The sequence below is a fragment of the Kitasatospora sp. NPDC001309 genome, from assembly GCF_042896295.1.
In the GTDB taxonomy this organism is placed as follows: Bacteria; Actinomycetota; Actinomycetes; order Streptomycetales; family Streptomycetaceae; genus Kitasatospora.
Window position 1 is genome coordinate 21,446 of sequence record NZ_JBIAXC010000053.1, and the last position, 19,735, is coordinate 41,180.

Consider the following 19,735-nt stretch of genomic DNA (forward strand, 5'->3'; position numbering starts at 1 on the left):
GACAGGGGACCATGCTCGCGGTCCCCGGCCCGCGCCGCCACCCCCGAACGGGGGTACCGGCACGGCACCGGGGCCGCCCGTCGGCTGCGACGGACGGCCCCGGTGCGCGGGTCAGGCGTTGATGCAGGTGTTGCCGAAGGCCGGGTTGAGGATGCTGATGACGCCGATCGAGTTGCCGCAGACGTTGGCCTCGAGGTTGATCGGGATCTGGATCTGGTTGCCGGAGAGCACACCGGGCGAACCGAAGGCGACACCGTTCGCGGTCGCGCCGCTGGCGGCGGCGGTGCCGGCACCGGCGATGACGGCCACCGCGGCGAGCGCGGTGGCGGCGAGGGTGGTGCGAATACGCATTGCGTCACTCCTTGAGAGGGTGGCGGAACTCCGTGTGACGATCACACTCGCACCGATCGAACTCCACGGCAGGCCGGAAGCGGCCGAATTGGTCAGCCCGAGGGCGTGTCGCCCTCCCGCCGACCCTCCCGCAGGCCCTCCCCCGGCTCCGCACCCGACCCGCCGAACCCGGACACGCTCAGTGATCCCAGCAGCTCCCGGGCCGGTTCCAGCCCCGGTTCGGCCTCCAGCGCGCGGTGCAGCAGGCCGAGCGCGAGCGCCCCCTCCCCCGCCCCCAGCGCCGTCAGGGCCCGGTTGTAGTCGATCCGACCGGCGTAACGCAGCCGGAACAGCACGCCCAGGTCCTCCCGGCAGGACGGGCAGCCCAGCGACCGCCGGTCCGCCGGGACCTTGCACAGCGGGCAGCGGACCTCCGGCTCCTCGGGCGCTCCGGGCACGGCAGGTACGTCGGGAGTGGTCATCGCGGACCGGCCTCCTCCGGGCGCACCGGGCCGAGCGACTCGGCGGCCGGCTCGCTGCCCAGTTCCCGCTGCGCCTGGGCGTACAGCGCCAGCAGGTTCGACATGTGGGTGTTGACCGCCTCCATGTTGGGCGCCTCCACCGCCTCGTCCAGGCCGCGCAGCTCCGCCATGATCCGCTGCCCGAGGGCCGGCGACACCATGTTCTGGTTGACGTAGATGTTGCACATGGTGAGCATCCGGAAGGTGTGGCCGAGCGAGTCGCACAGCTCGTCCGCCTTCTGGGCCGCGCGCATCGCGCCCTCCCAGTCGGCCGCCTCCCGGCGCAGGCGCAGCTCGGCGGCCACCGAGCGCAGCCGGTCCAGGTCGCTCGGGTCCAGGTGCTTCTCGCAGTAGTGGATGAACAGGCTCAGGTAGGCCTCCGAGCCGCGCACCCAGCGCTGCGCCTTGAGCTGGCGCTGCGCCCGCTCCAGCGCCTCGTCCACCGACCGGCCGCGGGTCTGCCCGGCCGCCAGGTCGTCCAGGGCGTCCATCAGCCGCTGCGCCTCGCGCATCTCAGCCTCGGTGAGCTCGCCGCCCCAGCGGTCGGTGAAGGACTCGATCTGCCGCTGCTGCTCCTCGACCTGCACCTTCAACTCGGGGTCGAGGGTGACCCGCTCCAGCTTGACGGTCTTCTCGGCGCCGCCCTGGATCCGCACCGACAGGGTGATGGTGCGGTCGCGGTCCAGGCCGAAGGAGACCTCCACCGGGGTGCGGCCGCCGAGGCCCTCGGGCAGGCGCAGGGTGAGGTGGCCGATCAGCTCGTTCTGCTGGGCGATCTCGTGCTCGCCCTCGTAGACGGCGATCTCCAGCCGTTGGCGGCCGCTGCCGGAGACCACGAACTCCCGGCCGACCGGCGAACTGGTCGGGTAGCTGGTGTTCTTGGGGATCATGACGGCCAGCCGGCCGTCGTTGAGCTCGATGCCGAGGTTCTTCGGGGTGATGTCGAAGGGGTTGGTGACCTGCATCAACTCGCCGCAGCCCGCACAGACTTCGCTGCCCGGTGGGTTGACGGTGGCGCAGGAGGAGCAGCGCAGGCCGACGTCCTCGGCGGCGGTGGAGGCCACCTTGGTGTGGCCCGGGGCGGCCGAGTTGAGCGGCTCACCGCACAGTTCGCAGGCGGTGACGCCGGGGGCGGCCGGGGTGCCGCACTGCGGGCAGTTGTCGGCGCGCAGCGCGGTGGTGGCCTGGGACTGCTGCGGGATCCTCGCGCCGGAGCCGGCCGAGCCGTCGGCGGACGAACCGTCCATCTCCTGGGCGCACTTGGGGCAGGCCGACGCCCCGGCCTCGACCGGGACGTGGCAGGTCGGGCAGGAGACCCGGTCGCCGCCGAGCAGGGAGGTCGCGCAGTTGGCGCAGTTGGAGGCCGAGAGGTCCCCGGGGGCCCGGCACTCCGGGCACTCCACCTCGCCGACCAGGGCGCACTGCACGGCCGCGCCGAGCGCCACGCACTGCATCGGGTTGACGCCGCGCTTGATCCGGCGGGTGCCGAACACCTCGCCGAGGCGCCGCTCGACCAGCGGGATCGCGGTCGAACCGCCGACCAGCACCACCTCGTCGACGTCCCCGACGGTCAGGTTGGCCTGCATGATCGCCTTGTGGGTCAGCTCGATGGTCCGCTCGATCTGGGCCTCGATCAGCTCCTCGAAGCGGGCCCGCTCGAACTCCGTCTCCAGCACCAGCTGTCCGGCGCCCAGGCCGGGCAGGATCACTTCGGAGGACTGCTGGTTGGACAGCTCGATCTTGACCGTCTCGGCCGTCGAGGCGATCTTCGGGCGGTCCCGCAGGTCCGGCTGGTAGTCGGAGCCGTACTCCTCGCGGATGTCCTCCAGCAGCGCGGTGGTGATCGCCCGGTCGAAGTCGTCGCCGCCCAACAGGTTGTCGCCCTCGATGCCGAGCACCGAGACCGAACCGGGCACCAGCAGCAGGATGGAGATGTCGAAGGTGCCGCCGCCGAGGTCGTACACCAGGACGGTGCGGCCCTCGTCCCCGGCGTCGCTCGCCAGCCCGTACGCGAGCGCGGCGGCGGTCGGCTCGTTGATGATCCGCAGCACGTGCAGGCCGGCCATCCGGCCCGCCTCCTGGGTGGCGGCCACCTGCCGCTCGCCGAAGTACGCGGGGACGGTGATCACCGCCCGGTGGAAGGGCTCCCCGAGACGCTGCTCGGCGTCCTGCTTGAGCCGGTGCAGGATGATCGCGGAGATCTCGATCGGGGTGTAGGAGCGGCCGTTGAACCAGACGTTGACGTCGCCGTCGGTGCCCGCGGTGACCTTGTAGTCGACCTCCTTGAGCGCCGCCTGGACCTGCGGGTCCTTGAACTTGCGGCCCATGAAGCGCTTGACCGAGCGGATCACGTTCGCGCCGTCGATGGCGATCCGGCTGCGCGCGGTCGAACCGACCAGCAGCTCGCCCTTGCGGCCGCTGCCGACCACGGAGGGCGTGGCCTCCTGGTTCTGCCGGTTGAAGATGATCTCCGGCGCGCCCCGGCGCAGGTGGGCCACCACGGAGTTGGTGGTACCCAGGTCGATGCCGAGTGTGCGGTACATGTCGTTCCCCTCTTGCCCCTCGTGGTCCTGGCTACTTCTTGCGTTTGGCGCGCTTGGCCGGCCGGCCCGGCGCCTTGGCGTGCCGACGGACCCGGGGCGGCACCGGCCTGGCGGCGGGGTCGGGCGCGGCGGCCGTCGGCTGCTCGGGCTCCTTCGGCTCCTCGCGCTGCTCCGGCTCCTCAAGCCCGATCCGCGCGCTGCGCGGGTCCTCGACCGGCACCGGCACCGACTCCGGCACCGACTCCGGTGCCGACTCCGCTGCGGCGACCACCACTTGGGCCCGGCGCAGCACCTCCTGCTCCCAGAAGAAGCCGGTCACCACCGTCTGCAGCACCGTCTCCGGCGCCACCCCCGGCCGCACCTCGGTGCCCACGATCTCGGTCAGCGCCGGGTCGGCCGCCAACCCCTCCAGCCGCATCGGCCGGACCCCGGCCTTGGCCAGCCGGCCGAGCAGCCGCCGACGGGTCGCCTCCAGCCCGGCGCCGCGGCCGAGCGCCACCAGCTCGCGGTCCAGCCCGAGGGCGGTCAGCGCGTCGTCCACCTCGATCAGGACGCCCAGCAGTTCCCGCTGCTCGGCCCGGGCCTGCTGCTTCTGCTCGGTCAGCTTGTTGCCCAACAGGGAGGACCGGAAGAGCAGTTGGGTGAACTTGGCCTCCAGGTCGACGGCCTCCGCACCCGGCGGGACCTCCAGCGGCCGGTGGCCGTCGAGCAGGGCTGCGGTCGGTACACCGGCCGGTGCGGTCGGTGCGGTCGGCCCGGCGGGTGCGGTCGGTGCGTCGGTCATTGCGGGACCTCGATCTGGGGCAGCACGGACAGGTCGGCCGCGTAGCGGGCGGGGACGGGCGGTTCGGGGTCGGCGCCGCCGGGGGCGGGCTCGGCGAAGTCGGCGGCGGCCTCGGCCCGGTGCAGGGCGAGCAGGGCCGGGGCCGGCGGGAGGCCGGGGCGCTCGATCACCAGCAGCGGTTCGGCCAGCGCGGGGGCGAGCAACTCGGCGGCCTGGTCGACCGGTTCGGGCGGCAGCGGCTGTTGGAGGTCCACCTCCAGGCGCCGGTCCGGGTTGCGCAGCAGGGCCGCGGCGTCCTGGATCTGCTGGCGGCTGTACCGGCCCGCCTTGAGCGCCTTCCCGACCGAGAGGTTGATCTCGCGTACCCCGGCCGTGAGCGGGATGCCCAGGACCTCGTACGGCGACGGTTCGTGCAGTGGCATGGCGGGCGGTCTCTCTCCTCACGGTCCGGACGGGGCAGGGGGGGTTGGGGGTAGAGGGCTGGGCGGTGCGGTCGGTGCGGACGCGGTGCACGGGTTACGACGGCGCCGGCCGTCCGGCGGTTGCGGGGCCGGTCAGTAGCGGCGGCCGAGCTTGTTGATCCGGTCCGCCAGGGCACGCAGTTCGCGGTCGTGGGGATTGTGCTGGAGGGCGAGTTCCATCGCCCCCTGGGCCTCCAGGTGGTTGCCGGCGTTGGCCCGGGCGACGGCGAACGAGCTGAGGACGATGCCGAGTTCGGTCTTGAGCTTGGCGGTGTCCTCCGGCGCGACGGCGAGTTCGAGCGCCTCGCGCAGCAGGCCGATCGCCTCGACGTAGAGGCGCTCCTCGTAGAACGAGATCGCCCGGCTGCGCCAGACGCTGACCATCAGGCCGCGGATCTCGGCCGAGTCGTCGTAGGACCTGGCCTTGTGGAGCATCGCGGCCTGGGCCTGGAAGGTGCTGTTCTGCATGTGGTCGATGACGTGGTTGGCGAGCAGCACCGAGACCCGGCGGCCCGCCTCGCTCGCGGCGTCGCCCTCCCAGTCCGGGTCCCAGACCAGCGCCTCCAGCATCCGGGCGAGGGCGCGGGCGCTGTCGTCGACGAAGGCGGCGGAGCGGGCCAGTTGGCGCAGCACGAAGGCGAGGCCCCGGCGGTTCTCGGGGTCGTCGTCGAGTTCGATCAGCCGCTTCCACGTCCCGACGGCTTCCTGGAGTTCCGCGTCGGAGGCGTCCACCCGGCTGAGCTGACCGGCCCGGTTGCCGAGGGCGGCGCGCAGGAAGTGCCGGGCGGTCGGGTCGCCGGGGGCGAGCTCGGCGCTCTTGGCCAGCAGTTCGAGGGCGCGCAGGTAGTCCTTCTCCTCGTTGTTGATCTTGCGGGCCCACTGGGCGTAGGTCGCGCCGAGGTCGCCGCGCACCTCCGGGTCGTCCGGGGCCAGCGCGAAGGCCTTCTCCAGCAGTCCGGCCGCGCCCTCCTGGTCGTCCACGCTGCTCTTCAACAGGGCGCGGGCGGCCCGGACCCCGGACTCGGCGGCCACCTTGGCCACCTCGACGGGCAGCACCAGGCCGGGGACGCTCCGGGCCCGGGTGAGGCAGTCCAGCGCCTCCCGCCAGTCCTGGTTGCGGTGGTGCTCCCGGGCCTGGCTGACCAGGGCCGCGCCGAGCAGCGACTGCCAGGCGGCGCCGCGCTCGCCCTCGGCGACCGCGTCCAGCGCGGCGACGGCGGCCGCCTGCCGGCCCTGGAGGTGCAGGTACTGCTGCGGGCCGAGCGCGCCGAACAGGCCGAGGGCTCGGCCGAGCGCGGGCCCCGAGGCGGCCCCGGGGCCGCGCCGCCAGGCGCCGACGGCCTGCTGGTAGGCCTCGCCCCAGCCGGCCAGTTCGGCGCGCAGCAGCCGGTCCAGGCCCGGGCCGAGGACCAGCCGGCGGGTGGGGCGCCCGGGCAGGGCTATCCGGACGTCCTCCTGGGCGAAGGCGTCCGCGGCGTGGGACTCCATGCCCAGGCGCAGCGTCCACGCGGTGGTCTCGTCGCCGCTGCGGCCGGCGGCCCGGTCGAGGACGCGCAGGTCCTCGCGGAGGCGGTCGGTGAGCGCGGTGCGGGCGGCGGCGGTGCGCTGGGGGTCGGCCTCGCGGCCGGTGGTCCGGGCGGTCTCGGTCCAGAGCTCCTCGCGGTGCAGGGCGGCGACCAGGCAGCCGATCGTCCAGGCCCAGGCCTGCTCGTCGGCGGCCTCGGCCACGGTCCCGTCGGCCGCTCCCGTCGCCGTCGCCCCGGTGGCGGCCGCGAAGCGGTAGCCGGCCAGCCCGAGGGCGTGCAGCAGCCGGGGGTGGGCGGGGTCGTCGAGCAGCAGCGCGCGGTAGGCCCGGTAGGCCTCGCGGTGGCGGCCCTCGACGGCGTGCTGGTGGGCCTCGTGCTCGCCGAGCAGCACCAGCGCGGCGGCCGCCTGCGGGTGGCCGGGCGCGAGGGCGAGGGCCCGGCGCAGGTCGCCGGCCGCCCGGCCGTGCTGCTCGGCCGCGAGGGCGGCGCCGGCCCGGCGGACCAGGACGGCCGCCCGGGCCGGGCCGGCCTCCTCGGGCAGATCGGCCAGGGCCTCGTCGAGGCGGCCGAGTTCGGCGCGCAGCAGGGCGAGGTCGAGCCGTACCGGTGCGGCGGCGGCGCCGTCGCCGAGCGCCTCGGCCCAGCCGGCCAGGACGGGTTCGGCCTGTTCGGGGGTACCGGCCCGGCGGGCGCAGTCCAGGAGGGCGCGCAGGGCGGGGCCGGTGCAGTGGGTGCAGCGGGGCGAGGCGGATCCGGCCGGGGCGTGCAGGTGCTCGGCGCAGGCCTCCCGCCCGCAGCCTCCGCAGGCGCCGGTGGCGGGGCGGGCGCAGGCCGCGCAGTCGCCGACCGGGTCTGCGGCGGAAGCGGCCTCGAAGGAACCGGCCTCGGGGGAACCGGCGGCGGACCCGGCCGCGGGGGCGGTGAGGAAGTGCCGGTACCAGTCCAGTGCGGCGGCCCAGTTGCCGGCCCGTTCGGCGAGCAGGGCGCGCAGCCGGGCGAGCGCCGGGTCGCCGGCCGGGTCGGGGTCGAGCGGACCGAGCAGGGCGATGGTCTGCACCGGACGGCCCGCCAGCAGGGCGGCGGCGGCCAGGTGGTAGCGGTCGCGGGGCGCGGCGGCGGGGTCGAGCAGCGCGGTGACCCGCTCGGTCGCGCCCTCGGCGAGGGCGAGCGCGGCACGCAGCCGGGACTGCCGGTGGGTGAGCGCGCCGGGCAGGGCGTCGGCCAGGGCGAGCGCGGCGGCGGCGGCCTCGCGCGCCTCGGCGCGGTCGCGGCCGGTGACCAGCAGGTGGGCGGCCTCGCGCAGGGCGGCCTCGCGCAGCGCGGACCGGTAGCCGGGGGCGCCGGGGTGTTCGGCGGCGGCCCGCTGCCACAGGGCGCGGGCGGCGGCCGGGTCGGCGGCCAGCCGGGTGCGGGCGAGCCGGTCGCGGGCCAGGGCCTGGCGGACGTGCAGTTCGGGGTCGTCCAGGGGTTCCCAGCGGGCGAGGGCGCCGGCCGGGTCGCCGGTGCGGGCGAGGGCGAGGCCGTGGTGGTAGGCGGCGATCCGGCTCCAGCGGGAGTCGGGTTCGGTGTCGGCCTCGGCGCGCAGCAGCGGCTCGGCCTCGGCGGCCCGGTCGGCGGCGGTCAGGGCGGCGCCGAGCCGGACCCTGGCGGGGCGCCAGTCGGGGACCTGGCCGAGGCCGGTGCGGTAGTCGGCGGCGGCCTCGGCGTGCCGCTGGGCCCGTTCGTGGACCAGGGCGAGGCCGAACCGGGCCGGGGCGAAGGAGGGTTGGACGGTGAGTGCGGCGGTGAACTGCTCCCGGGCCTGGTCGTCGGCGCCGAGCAGCAGGGCGAGCCGGCCGAGGGCGTAGCGCGGGCGCGGGTCGCCGGGGGTCTCGGTGGCGGCGGCCGCGAGGTCGGCCCAGGCGGCGTCGGTGGCGCCGAGGCGCTGCCGGGCGAGGCCGCGGAAGAGCAGGCTGTCGGTGCGCAGGGCCGGGCCGCGGCCCCAGGGGCCGGGGTCGCCGGGGCCGCGGCGCAGGGCTTCGTCGAAGGCGGCGGCGGCGGGTTCGTCCCGGTGCGCGGTGAACAGCTGGGCGCCCCAGCGGAACCAGAGTTCGGCGCCGCCGCCGGGGGCCGCGGCGGCGAGCAGCGGTTCGGCCTGCTCGGCGCGGCCGGTGGCGTTCAGCAGGGCGGCCCGGGCGAGGACCGGCCAGTCCTGGCCGGGCAGGGCGGCGAGGGCCCGGTCGGTGGCGTGGTCGCGCTGCTCGGGCGTGCCCTCGCGGCAGAGGTGCTGGAGCCACCGTACGGTGCGGGCGACGGCGACGGCGTCCTCGCCCGAATCGGTGCCGGTGGCGCTGCCGGTTTCGGTGGCGGTGCCGGTGCCGGTGGCGCTGCCGGTGCCGGTGGTGGCGGCGGCCCGGAGGTAGGCGAGGACCGGGCCGAGGTCGCCGTCCGGGGCCTGGGTCCGTTCCTCGGCGAGCCGGCGCAGGCTCCAGCGGGGCAGTTGCCGGGCCGGGTCGGTGAGCAGCGGGAAGGCCTCGCGGTGCAGGGCGAGGGTGGCCTGCTGGTCGCCGGTGGGGATGGTGGCCTCGGCCTGGCCGAGCAGGGCGAGGCCGCGCTGGGTGCGCAGTTCAGCGGGCCCGGTGGCGAGTTGGCGGGCCAGCCGGGCGTAGCGGCGGCGGGCCTGCGGGGCCTTTCCGGCGGCGAGCTGTCCGGCGGCCGCGGCCAGGGCCTTGGCGACTCCGGCCGGGTCCAGGGTGGTTCGCCTACGGGCGAGCAGGACGGCGGCCGCCCCGGCCAGTGCCACCACGATCAGCAGCACCGCAAGCTGCAGCATGCACCGTCCCCCTGTGCCTCGATGTCGTCCCGCTCCATGATCAACATTCCCCGTACGACCATGAGTTGACGTTGTTTCGTGATGTTGCTCGGGCGCCCATCAGAATAGGCCCTCCTCCGGTCGGACGAACAGAAATGCGCACTATCCTGGGCAGCGCGCAGGCCGTACGGCAGTCGCGCGTCCGCAGTGGTGAGGAAGCGTCGGGGGTCGCGTGTCAGAATCTCGTTGGGTGCCCGGGCTCCGCTTCGGGCCCGAGTTCGACCCCGAACAGTACGAGCTGCTGGAGTTCCACCACCGGGGCGGCGAGGCCGAGGTGTGGCGGGCGGTGCGCACCGGGCACAACGGGATCAGGGAACTCGTCGCCGCGAAGATCATGCTGGAGCGCGACCCGTCCGAGGTGCGGCGCTGGCTCGGCCGCTGGGACGACGTCTCGCACAACGCCCACCGGCTCGGCGTCACCGACCTGGTGGTGCCCAGCTTCCTGCTCGGCCCCTCCCCGCACCGGCCCGGCGCGGCACCCTCCGGCGGGCTGCTCGGCTACCAGATCTCGCCCTGGGTCGACGGCGTGCCGCTGCACACCTGGGCCCGGGCCCAGCGCGGCGGTCCGGCCGCGATGGCCGAGGTGCTGGCCCGGCTGTGCCGGATCGTCGACGAGCTGCACCGCAAACGCTGGGTCCACCGCGACATCTCCCCCGCCAACGTGCTGGTGGACGGCCAGGGCCTGGTCAAACTGATCGACCTGACCTTCCTCGCCCCGCTCGACCACACCCTGACCGTCGCCGTGTTCACCCCCGGGCACGTACCGCCGGAGGCCGAACAGGTCGGCGGCTTCCCCACCACCGCCAAGGACCTCTTCGCGGTCGGCACCCTCGCCCGCACCCTGCTGCTGCCCGACCACGGCCGGCTCGACCACCGGCTCGCCGCCGAACAGGCCCGCGCCGAGCTGCTGGCCGCCGGTTACGGCGAGGAACTGGCCCGCTGGGCCTGCGAACCGCTCGCCCGCGAGCCCGACCGGCGCCCCGCCCCGCTCGGCCCCTGGGCCGCCCGCGGCCGCGAACTGCTGCGCGCCCACCGCCCGGTGGCGCGCACCGCGGGCCTGGCCGTACTGCCGGACCGGGCCGGCCGGCCGCTGGTGGTCACGGCCGGCGCCGACGGCACCGCGCTGGCCGGCCCCGGACGCACCGGCCACCGGCCGCCCGCCGGCCAGGGGCCCGGTGCGGTACGGGAGTTGGCGGCGGGCTGGGCCGGGCGCCAGGGCGAGCTGGTGGTCTGCGCCGAGGACCGCTCCGGCACCCTGTGGGTCGGCACCGCGGCCGGCTGGTGGGAGGCCGCCCGCGGGGTCAGCGGCCTGGCCGGGGCGGTCGGCGCGGCCGGGGAGCTGACCGTCTGGACCGCCGCCGCCGGCGCCCTGCGCTCCTACCGCTGGGCCCCCGGCCTCACCCTCACCGGCCAGGAGCACCCCGGCTGCCCCGCCGACCGGGTGCTCGCCGCCGAGGAGGAACGGCCCGGCGCCTGGCTGGTCCTGGTCGAGCACCGCGAGCGCGTGCTCAGCTGGCGCCCGGGCTCCGGCTCACCACCCGTCCCGCTCGGCCCGCCCGGCACCCTGCGCGCCGGCGCGCTGGCCCGCGCCTCCGCCGGACCGCAGGCCGCCACCCTGCGCACGGACGGCTCCGCCCAGTTGCACACCCTCGGCTCGGCGACCGCCACCGCCACCGAGATCGGCGACGGGGAACCCTCCCTCGGCATCGCCATGGTCGGCCACCGCGGCGGCCCCACCGTCGCCCTGGCCGGCGCGGGCGGCGTCCGGCTGCGCCTGCCGCCCGGCGGAGCCTCCCGGCGCCCCCGCTGGTGGCGGCCGACCCTGCGCCCCGCCACCCGGGTCGCCCTCGCCATGGGGGACGACTGGCGCCTGTGCCTGGCGGCCGTGGTGGAGGGCGAGTTGCAGGTCTGGCAGGAGGACGCGGCCTACCGCTGGCAGGCGGTGGACCTACCCGAGGGGCCGTAGGCGCCACAGGTACGCGGCCGGTCGGCGAGGTGCGTGCCCAACCGCCCGGCCGCCCGGCGCTGCCCGGACGCTCACTCCCCCGGCAGCAGGTGCACCGGCCCCGCGGCGGCCAGGTAGGCCTCACCGCCCACCGGCCACGGACGGTCGGCGGAGACGATCAGCACCTCGGGCAACCCCGCCGCGCCGGGCCGCAGTTCGACCCGGTGGTCGTGGCCCCGGAAGTCGCTGCCGAGCACCTTCGCCGGGACGGCGCCCGCCACCGGCTCGGCGGTGAGCCGCAGTTGGCCCGGCCGGAGCAGCGCGAGCGCGCCGCCGGAGTCGACCGCGGGGTCGGCCAGCGGAAGGGCGCCCAGGGCGGTCAGCGCCTCGACTCCCCTGGCCTCGGCCGGGATCAGGTTCGCCTCGCCGAGGACGCCCGCGACGGCGGCGTCGGCCGGGCGGTGGTAGAGCTCCTCGGGGCTGCCCGCCTGGGCGATCCGGCCGTCGCGCAGGACGGCGACGGTGTCGGCGAAGGAGAGCGCCTCGTCCTGGTCGTGGGTGACCAGCACCGCCGTGGTGCCGGACTGCCGCAGGGCGGAGGCGACTTCGCGGCGCAGGTCGGCCCGCAGGGCCGCGTCCAGGGCGGCGAACGGTTCGTCGAGCAGCAGCAGGCGCGGGCGGGGCGCCAACGCCCGTGCCAGGGCGACGCGTTGCTGCTGGCCGCCGGAGAGCTGGTGCGGGCGGCGCTCCCCCAGGCCGGACAGGCCGACCAGGTCGAGCAGTTCGGCGACCCGGGCGCGGCGCTGCGAACGGGGCAGCCCGAAGCCGATGTTGGCGGCGACGCTGAGGTGCGGGAAGAGCGCGCCGTCCTGCGGGACGAGGCCGACGCCCCGCTGTTCGGCGGCGAGCCTGCGGCGGCCGTCGTCGAGCACGCGGCCGTGCAGCACGACCTGCCCGGCGGCGGCCGGGTGGAAGCCGGCCAGCACCCGCAGCAGGGTGGACTTGCCGCAGCCGGAGGGGCCGAGGACGCAGGCGAGCGCGCCGTCCGGCACGGTCAGGTCGATGCCGTGCAGGACGGGGTTGCGTCCGTGGGCGGCGTGCAGGTCGACGACGGAGAGTCCGGTCATCGGGGGCTCCCGGATGTACGGCGGGTGAGCAGCAGGACGGAGGGGACGGACAGCGCCACCATCAGGGCCGCGTACGGCGCCGCCGCCCCGTAGGCGAGGCCTCTGGTGTAGACCCAGAACTGGGTGGCCAGGGTCTGGGTGCCGGTGGGGCGCAGCAGCAGGGTGGCGGTGAGTTCGGTGGACGCGGTGAGGCCGACCATGGCGACGGCGGCGCCGAGGCCGGGCAGCACCAGCGGCAGGGTGACCCGGCCGAGGACGGCGAGCGGCCGGGTGCCGAGCGAGCGGGCGGCCTCCTCGACGCCGGGCGGCACCTGGGCGAGGGCGGCGCGGACGGCGGTGAGGGCCAGCGGGAAGAACAGCAGGACGTACCCGAGGACCAGCATCGGCGGCTGCTGGTAGAGCGGCCGGGCCCAGCGGACGGCGAAGAAGACCACCGCGAGGGCGACCGCGATGCCGGGCAGCGCCCGGGTGAGGTAGGCGATCCGCTCGACGGTGCGGGCGGGCCGGGTGCCGCGCCGCCAGCCGTACAGGGCGACGGGGAGGGCGGCGGCCGTGGCGACGACGGCCGCGCCGAGCGCGTAGCCGAGGGTGGCCAGGGTGGCGCCGAGCACGGAGGCGGAGGGCAGGGTGGTGGAGCTGCCCTTGACCAGCCAGTACGCCAGCGCGTACAGCGGCACCCCGAGCGAGACGCCGACCAGTGCGGCCAGCGCGCCGAGGGCGGGGGCGGTCCAGCCGCCGAGCCGTACGGGCACGGCGGGGCGGGCCAGGGCGCCGTGCCGGGTGGTGCGCGCCCGGCGGCCGGCCCAGGCCTCCAGGGTGACCAGCAGCAGGGCGAGGCCGACCAGCACCAGGGTGAGCAGGGAGGCGGAGGCCGCGTCGAAGCCGAGCTTGTACTGGGTGAACACGGCGGTGGCGAAGGTGGTGTAGCGCAGCATCGCGAAGGCGCCGTACTCGCCGAGCAGGTAGAGCGAGACCAGCAGGACGCCGCCGGCCAGGGCGGGCCGGGTGAGCGGCAGGGTGACCCGCCACAGGGTGGCGAGCCGACCGCGGCCGAGCGAGCGGGACACCTCCTCGGCGGCGGCGTCGCCGTGCCGCAGGGCGGCCGCGACCGGCAGGAACACCAGGGGGTAGAGCGAGCAGGTCATCACCAGGACGGCGCCCCAGTAGCCGTGGACGGAGCGGAACAGCGAGACCCAGGAGTAGCCGCGGACGAACTCCGGTACGGCGAGCGGCAGGGCGAGTCCGACGGTCCAGGCCCGGCGGCCGGGCAGGGTGGTGCGCTCGACCAGGTAGGCGGCGCCGAAGCCGAGGACGGCGGTGGCGAGGGTGACGGCGGTGGCCAGGCCGAGGGTGTGCCAGAGCAGGGTGGCGATCAGCGGGCGGCCGAGCAGCCGCCGGGCCTGCTGCCAACCGGCCTGGGCGGCCTGGGCGGTGACGAAGCCGAGCGGCGAGGCGACCACCGCGACGACGGCGACGGCGACGGGGGCGAGCAGGCCGCCGGCCCGCCACCGCCACCCGGGCAGGGGGGTCGTCACTGGAGCAGTCCGGCGTCCTGGAGCAGGGCCAGGGCCTGCTTGCCGTCGCCGAGCGCGGCCGGGTCGGCGACGGTGCCGAGGCCGGCCAGGGCGGGCAGTTCGGGCTTGCCCTGGACACCGGTGACCAGCGGGTACTCGTAGCTGGCGGAGTCGGCGATGACGGTCTGGGCGGGCGCGGAGGCGAGGTAGCCGAGGAAGGCCTGGGCGGCGGCCTGGTGCTTGCCGTGCTTGAGGATCCCGGCGCCGGAGACGTCGATCAGCGAGCCCGGGTCGCCCTTGGGGAAGTAGTGCAGGGTCGCGTGGGTCCCGGCGGCGCCCTTCTCGTCGCGCATCCGGTAGAAGTAGTAGTGGTCGATGACGCCGCCCTCGACCTCGCCGCTGTTGATCGCGGCGGAGAGGGTCTCGTTGCTGTCGTAGACCTTGGCGTTGTCCTTGAGGCCCTTGAGCCACTGCTTGGTCGCGTCCTCGCCCTTGGCCTTGAGGACCTGGGTGACGACCGGGGCGAAGTCGGTCTCGCCGGGGGCGATGCCGAGGCGGCCCTTCCACTCGGGCTTGGCCAGGTCGAGCACGGAGGCGGGCGGCGCGGTGTCGGCGGCCTTGCCGGTGCCGGCCAGGAAGGCCGAGCTGCGGGCGGAGACGCCGACCCAGTCGCCGTTGCCGGAACTGTCGGCGGCCGGGACGGACTTGAGGGTGTCGGGGGCGACCTTGGCGAGCAGGCCCTTGTCGTCAAGAACGGTGAGCGCGGGCGGGTTCTCGGCGTAGAAGACGTCGGCCGGGGAGGCGTCGCCCTCCTGGAGGATCTGGTTGGCGAGCTCGGCCTCGTCGCCGGAACGCAGTTCGACCTTGATGCCGGTGCGCTTGGTGAAGTCCTCGGTGAGGGCCTTGACGGTCTGTTCGTGCTGACCGCTGTAGACGGTGACGGTCTGGCCGGCCGCGGCGGTGGCGCTGTCCGCGCCTCCCGTCCCGCCGGAGCTGCCGCAGGCGGTGAGGGCGAGGGCGCAGACGGCGACGAGGGACAGGCCGGCCAGGGGCCGCACGGTACCGGGCATGGTGAGGGTCCTCCGGAAGGGCAGGGGACGGCCGCCGGGGCCCTCGGAAAGCGAGGGTCGGCGGCCTGACGGCACGAGAACCTAAGGCAGGAAAGGCTTGCCTAACAAGTGTCGGAGCGTCACATCTCGGCCCGGTCGCGGCGGGGTAGGACTTCGGTGAGCGGACTCCCAAGTGCGGACAAAACAACCGCCAAGCACGGGTCACAGGTGGCAAATGCGGACGAATCGGACCCCTGGCGCCCTGGACTCACCGTCACGATGAGTAACGAACCCGGGAGCGCCCCGGACGGCCGAGGGCCCCGGAACCGGGTGACGGTTCCGGGGCCCTCGGCCCTGCGGCAGCGGCTCAGCGGCGACGGCTCAGCGGCTCAGCGGCGGCTCAGCGGCGGCTCAGCGGAAGCGGCGCAGCCGGAGGCTGTTGCCGACCACGAAGACCGAGGAGAAGGCCATCGCCGCCCCGGCGATCATCGGGTTGAGCAGGCCCGCGGCCGCCAGCGGCAGGGCGGCGACGTTGTAGCCGAAGGCCCAGAACAGGTTGCTCTTGATGGTGCCGAGGGTCCTGCGGCTGAGCCGGATGGCGTCGGCGGCGGCCAGCAGGTCACCGCGGACCAGGGTGAGGTCGCCGGCCTCGATCGCGGCGTCCGTCCCGGTGCCCATCGCCAGGCCCAGGTCGGCCTGGGCGAGCGCGGCCGCGTCGTTGACGCCGTCCCCGACCATCGCCACGACCCGGCCCTCGGCCTGCAGCCGCTTGACGGTGTCGACCTTGTCCTGCGGCATGACCTCGGCGATCACGTGCTCCGGGGCGATGCCGACCTCGGCGGCGACCGCCCCGGCGACCGCCCTGTTGTCGCCGGTCAGCAGCACCGGGGTGAGCCCCAGGGCCCGCAGCTTCGCGATGGCCTCGGCGCTGGTCGGCTTGACCGCGTCCGCCACCTCCAGGACGGCCCGGGCCTCGCCGTCCCAGCCGACCGCGATCGCGGTGCGACCGGCCGACTCGGCCGCGCGCTTGGCCTCGGCGAGGCTCTTGGGCAGGTACTGCGACCACTCGTTGAGCAGCGCCTCCCGGCCGGCCAGCACCGCACGGCCGTCCACCACACCCTGGACGCCCAGGCCGGGCACGTTCTCGAAGCCCTCGACGGCGGGCAGTTCCCCGGCCCTGGCGGCGGCGGTGGCGATGGCCCGGGCGATCGGGTGCTCGGAGGCGTGCTCCAGGGCGCCGGCCAGGCGCAGCACCTCGGCCTCGGTGACGCCCTCGACGGCGTGCACGGCGAGCAGGGTCATCTGGCCGGTGGTGACGGTGCCGGTCTTGTCCAGGACGATGGTGTCGACCTTGCGGGTGGACTCCAGGACCTCCGGGCCCTTGATGAGTATGCCCAGCTGGGCGCCGCGGCCGGTGCCGACCAGCAGGGCGGTCGGGGTGGCCAGGCCCAGGGCGCACGGGCAGGCGATGATCAGCACGGCGACGGCTGCGGTGAAGGCGGCGGTCCAGCCCTCGCCGGTGCCCAGCCAGTAGCCGAGGGTGGCCACCGCCAGAGTGATCACGATCGGCACGAAGACCGCGGAGATCCGGTCGGCGAGGCGCTGGGCGGCGGCCTTGCCGTTCTGGGCCTCCTCGACCAGCTTGGCCATCCGGGCGAGCTGGGTGTCGGCGCCGACCCTGGCGGCCTCGACCACCAGCCGGCCGCCCGCGTTGACGGTCGCACCGGTGACGGCGTCCCCGACCCCGACCTCGACCGGGACGGACTCGCCGGTCAGCATCGAGGCGTCCACCGCGGAGGCGCCCTCGACCACGGTGCCGTCGGTCGCGATCTTCTCGCCGGGCCGCACCACGAAGCGGTCCCCCACGGCGAGTTCGGCGATCGGGATCCGCACCTCGGCGCCGCCGCGCAGCACCGTCACGTCCTTGGCGCCCAGTTCCAGCAGCGCCTTGAGAGCGGCACCGGCGGTGCGCTTGGAGCGGGCCTCGAAGTAGCGACCGGCCAGGATGAAGGCGGTGACGCCGGCCGCCGCCTCCAGGTAGATGTTCGAGGCGCCGTCGCTGCGGGCGATGGTGAACTCGAAGCCGTGCCGCATGCCCGGCATCCCCGCGTCACCGAGGAACAGCGCCCACAGCGACCACAGGAACGCGGCGCCGGTACCGAGCGAGACCAGGGTGTCCATGGTCGCGGCGCCGTGCCGGGCGTTGGTCCAGGCCGCGCGGTGGAACGGCCAGGCGGCGTAGGTGACGACCGGGGCGGTGAGGGTGAGCGAGAGCCACTGCCAGTTGTCGAACTGCAGGGCCGGCACCATCGCCATCGCGATCACCGGGACGGCCAGGGCGACGGCGGTGAACAACCGCTGGCGCAGCGGCGCCAGTCCGTCGGCGGGCTCGCCCGGCTCGGCGCCCTCGCCGCCGGCGGCGGCCGGGGGCCTGGGCAGCGCGGCGGTGTAGCCGGTGGCCTCGACGGTGGCGATCAGGTCGGCCACCTCGACCTCGCCCTCGAAGGTGACCTTCGCCTTCTCGGTGGCGTAGTTGACGCTGGCCGCGACGCCGTCCATCCGGTTGAGCTTCTTCTCGATCCGGGCGGCGCACGAGGCGCACGTCATTCCGCCGATCGAGAGTTCCACCTCCGTGGAGGCGGGTGCCTGCGTGGTCATCGTTGCTCCTCGTGACAGTTGTTCCGCCTGGTCCGTCCGGCCGGGCCGTCATACCCTGGAGGGGTATCGGGCGGCGCCGGGTTCATTTATACCCCTGGGGGGTAGGGAGGGCAAGCCCTGGGCCATACCCCCCATGGGTATTTTTCCGCGGCGGGATCGGCTTGACCTGATACCCCCATGGGGTATTCACTCAGGGCACTCCTTCCCCTTCACCCCGACCGAGGAGAACCCCGCCGTGAACACCGCCCTGCGCATCACCGCCTTCACCACCGGCCTCGCCGCCGCCTTCGGCCTCGCCCTCGGCGTCGGCCACGCCACCGGCACCGGCACCGGCACCGCCGTGACCAGGCCCGCCGCCCACGCCGGACACGACGCAGGGGGCGGGCCGGCCGACCCCGACCGCCTCCCCGGCGGCCTCCAGGTCTCCGAACGCGGCTACACCCTCAGCCTCGACCAGCCCTTCGTCACCGCCGGCTCCCCCACCGACCTGCGCTTCCGCATCCTCGGCACGGACGGCAAGCCCGTCACCGCCTACCAGCAGCAGCACGAGAAGGAACTCCACCTGATCGTCGCCCCGCGCGACCTCTCCACCTTCCAGCACCTGCACCCCGTCCTCGCCGCCGACGGCACCTGGAGCGCCCCCACCGCCCTCCCCGCCGCCGGCGAGTACCGGGTGTTCGCCGACTTCACCCCCGCCGGAGCGAGCGAGGGCCTCACCCTCGGCGCCGACCTCCACGCCGCCGGCGACCTGCGCCCCGCCCGGCTGCCCGACACCGGCCGGACCGCCACCGTCGACGGCTACGCCGTCACCCTCGGCGGCGACCTCACCCCCGGCCGCAGCAGCCACCTCACCCTGGACGTCAGCAAGGACGGCGCCCCGGTCACCGACCTCCAGCCCTACCTCGGCGCCTACGGCCACCTGGTCGCCCTGCGCGCCGGCGACCTCGCCTACCTCCACGTCCACCCGGACACCACCACCCCGGGCCCCGGCATCGGCTTCACCACCACCGCCCCGAGCGGCGGCAGCTACCGGCTCTTCCTCGACTTCCGGCACCAGGGCACCGTCCGCACCGCCGCCTTCACCGTGACGGCCGACGGCAGCGCGGCGCCCGCCCCCGCGGCGACCACGGCGACCACCGCGACCCAGGAGCCGGCCGCCGGCCACCAGCACTGAACAGCCCCGCGTCCGGACGTGCCGGGCGACCCCTCCCACGGGGTCGCCCGGCACGTCCGCGTTCCCCGGAACCCGGGCCCGCGCCCCACCTCACGTCCCACGGAGCGGGGCCGCACCGTGGGACACATCCCTGGGACTGATGGGACGTCGGAAGACCTTCCGGACGGCCCACGGAGTCCGGCAGAGTACGGCAGCGTCCCCGCCGCAGCAGGGTGGCCGCGCGCCGACGGCGCCCACCCGATCCGACGCGTACCGGCAGCACCTCCCGGCCTTCGCCGAGGCCGGTCCCGCGCGGCGGAGCCCGCCCGGGCCCCACGCCCCGTACCGCCCGGGGGCCGTACGTGCCCGACGGCACGCCGCCCCCGACCACCGTCCCGCAAGGAGAGTCCCATGACCCTGAAGACCATCGGCCGCACCGTGGTGGCGGCGGCCCTCGCCGGCTCGGCGCTGCTGGGCCTGTCCGGCACCGCCAGCGCTGCCCAGGGCGCGCCGTACATCGGCGACGGCTACCCCAACAGCCACCAGGCCGTGTGGTGCGTCCAGCACAACCTCAACCGCTTCATCGACATCACGACCAAGGCCAACCGCCCCGCGCGGCTGGACGAGGACGGCTACTGGGGCCCGAAGACCAAGGCCGCCGTCCAGTGGATGCAGACCGACGCCATGGTCGGCGGCCAGTGGCTCCAGTCCGACGGCATCGTCGGCCCGCTCACCGGATCCCTGATCGTCGGTTACGGCTACCCCGACTCCGTCGGCAGCCCCAGCGCCCCCTGCTGGCAGTACATCCCGACCGTCGAAGGCCCCTGATCAACCGGCGCAGGAGGACTGACGCATGAGCAAGAGGAACTTCGGCCGCGCCGCGGCGGCACTGGCCCTGGCCGGCTCGGCGCTGCTGGGCCTGTCCGGCACCGCCGACGCCGCCCAGGGCGCGCCGTTCATCGGCGACGGCTACGCCAACAACACCCACGCCGTGTGGTGCGTCCAGCACAACATCAACTACTTCCTGAACCGCACCACGCAGGCCGACCGCCCCGCGCCGTTGGCGGAGGACGGGCTCTGGGGCCCGCAGACCAAGTCCGCCGTCCAGTGGCTGCAGGCCCACACCTTCATCAGCGGCCGGTCGCTCCTCCAGGACGGCTACGTCGGCCAGCTCACCGGGAACGCGATCATCAGCGACGGCGACCCGTACTACGTCGGCAGCTACGACGCCTACTGCTGGCAGTACATCCCGACCACCTACGGCCCCTGACCA

At 75.4% G+C, this 19,735-nt stretch carries 14 protein-coding genes; 4 read left to right on the forward strand and 10 right to left on the reverse strand.

What is annotated here, in order from left to right; all coding sequences use genetic code 11:
* Window positions 1-111 precede the first annotated feature (111 nt).
* From ACFY2K_RS36455 to ACFY2K_RS36480, 6 genes are all read right to left on the reverse strand, one after another.
* Entirely contained in the window at window positions 112-351 is a 240-nt protein-coding gene (locus ACFY2K_RS36455) for a chaplin (protein WP_375883566.1), read from the reverse strand.
* 92 nt (window positions 352-443) lie between these two features.
* Window positions 444-812 carry a hypothetical protein gene (locus ACFY2K_RS36460; RefSeq protein WP_380590180.1) on the reverse strand — a complete coding sequence of 123 codons (369 nt, stop codon included), beginning with the start codon at window positions 810-812 and terminating at the stop codon, window positions 444-446.
* Entirely contained in the window at window positions 809-3,394 is a 2,586-nt protein-coding gene (locus ACFY2K_RS36465; RefSeq protein WP_387716967.1) for an Hsp70 family protein, read from the reverse strand. Before ACFY2K_RS36465 ends, ACFY2K_RS36460 begins: the two co-directional genes overlap by 4 nt.
* Before the next feature lie 31 nt (window positions 3,395-3,425).
* A complete protein-coding gene (locus ACFY2K_RS36470; protein WP_387716969.1) occupies window positions 3,426-4,178 on the reverse strand; it encodes a nucleotide exchange factor GrpE in 753 nt (250 codons plus the stop codon).
* On the reverse strand, window positions 4,175-4,600 hold the full coding sequence (locus ACFY2K_RS36475; protein ID WP_375883557.1) for a hypothetical protein: 426 nt from the start codon (window positions 4,598-4,600) through the stop codon (window positions 4,175-4,177). Before ACFY2K_RS36475 ends, ACFY2K_RS36470 begins: the two co-directional genes overlap by 4 nt.
* Before the next feature lie 132 nt (window positions 4,601-4,732).
* The gene (locus ACFY2K_RS36480; RefSeq protein ID WP_387716971.1) at window positions 4,733-8,977 is read right to left on the reverse strand and encodes a hypothetical protein; all 4,245 of its coding nucleotides are present in this window, start codon (window positions 8,975-8,977) and stop codon (window positions 4,733-4,735) included.
* Between the two features lie 229 nt (window positions 8,978-9,206).
* Here ACFY2K_RS36480 and ACFY2K_RS36485 point away from each other — a divergent pair, with 229 nt between their 5' ends.
* Window positions 9,207-10,982 carry a hypothetical protein gene (locus ACFY2K_RS36485; protein ID WP_387716973.1) on the forward strand — a complete coding sequence of 592 codons (1,776 nt, stop codon included), beginning with the start codon at window positions 9,207-9,209 and terminating at the stop codon, window positions 10,980-10,982.
* Window positions 10,983-11,053: 71 nt separating this feature from the next.
* On the opposite strand, the gene ACFY2K_RS36490 is transcribed toward ACFY2K_RS36485, so the two are convergent.
* The 4 genes from ACFY2K_RS36490 to ACFY2K_RS36505 all read right to left on the reverse strand — a co-directional run bounded on the left by ACFY2K_RS36490 (window position 11,054) and on the right by ACFY2K_RS36505 (window position 17,309).
* The gene (locus tag ACFY2K_RS36490; protein WP_387716975.1) at window positions 11,054-12,088 is read right to left on the reverse strand and encodes an ABC transporter ATP-binding protein; all 1,035 of its coding nucleotides are present in this window, start codon (window positions 12,086-12,088) and stop codon (window positions 11,054-11,056) included.
* The gene (locus tag ACFY2K_RS36495) at window positions 12,085-13,623 is read right to left on the reverse strand and encodes an ABC transporter permease (protein WP_387716977.1); all 1,539 of its coding nucleotides are present in this window, start codon (window positions 13,621-13,623) and stop codon (window positions 12,085-12,087) included. The genes ACFY2K_RS36490 and ACFY2K_RS36495 overlap by 4 nt, the downstream gene beginning before the upstream one ends.
* Window positions 13,620-14,672 carry an iron ABC transporter substrate-binding protein gene (locus tag ACFY2K_RS36500; RefSeq protein WP_380527520.1) on the reverse strand — a complete coding sequence of 351 codons (1,053 nt, stop codon included), beginning with the start codon at window positions 14,670-14,672 and terminating at the stop codon, window positions 13,620-13,622. The genes ACFY2K_RS36495 and ACFY2K_RS36500 overlap by 4 nt, the downstream gene beginning before the upstream one ends.
* 390 nt (window positions 14,673-15,062) lie before the next feature.
* On the reverse strand, window positions 15,063-17,309 hold the full coding sequence (locus tag ACFY2K_RS36505; protein ID WP_387716979.1) for a heavy metal translocating P-type ATPase: 2,247 nt from the start codon (window positions 17,307-17,309) through the stop codon (window positions 15,063-15,065).
* Window positions 17,310-17,544: 235 nt separating this feature from the next.
* Here ACFY2K_RS36505 and ACFY2K_RS36510 point away from each other — a divergent pair, with 235 nt between their 5' ends.
* The 3 genes from ACFY2K_RS36510 to ACFY2K_RS36520 all read left to right on the forward strand — a co-directional run bounded on the left by ACFY2K_RS36510 (window position 17,545) and on the right by ACFY2K_RS36520 (window position 19,732).
* Entirely contained in the window at window positions 17,545-18,483 is a 939-nt protein-coding gene (locus tag ACFY2K_RS36510) for a hypothetical protein (RefSeq protein WP_387716981.1), read from the forward strand.
* Between the two features lie 390 nt (window positions 18,484-18,873).
* Window positions 18,874-19,290: a peptidoglycan-binding protein gene (locus ACFY2K_RS36515; RefSeq protein WP_380527514.1), complete on the forward strand. Its 417-nt coding sequence runs from the start codon at window positions 18,874-18,876 to the stop codon at window positions 19,288-19,290.
* A gap of 25 nt (window positions 19,291-19,315) precedes the next feature.
* A complete protein-coding gene (locus ACFY2K_RS36520) occupies window positions 19,316-19,732 on the forward strand; it encodes a peptidoglycan-binding protein (RefSeq protein WP_380527511.1) in 417 nt (138 codons plus the stop codon).
* The last annotated feature ends 3 nt before the right edge of the window (window positions 19,733-19,735 follow it).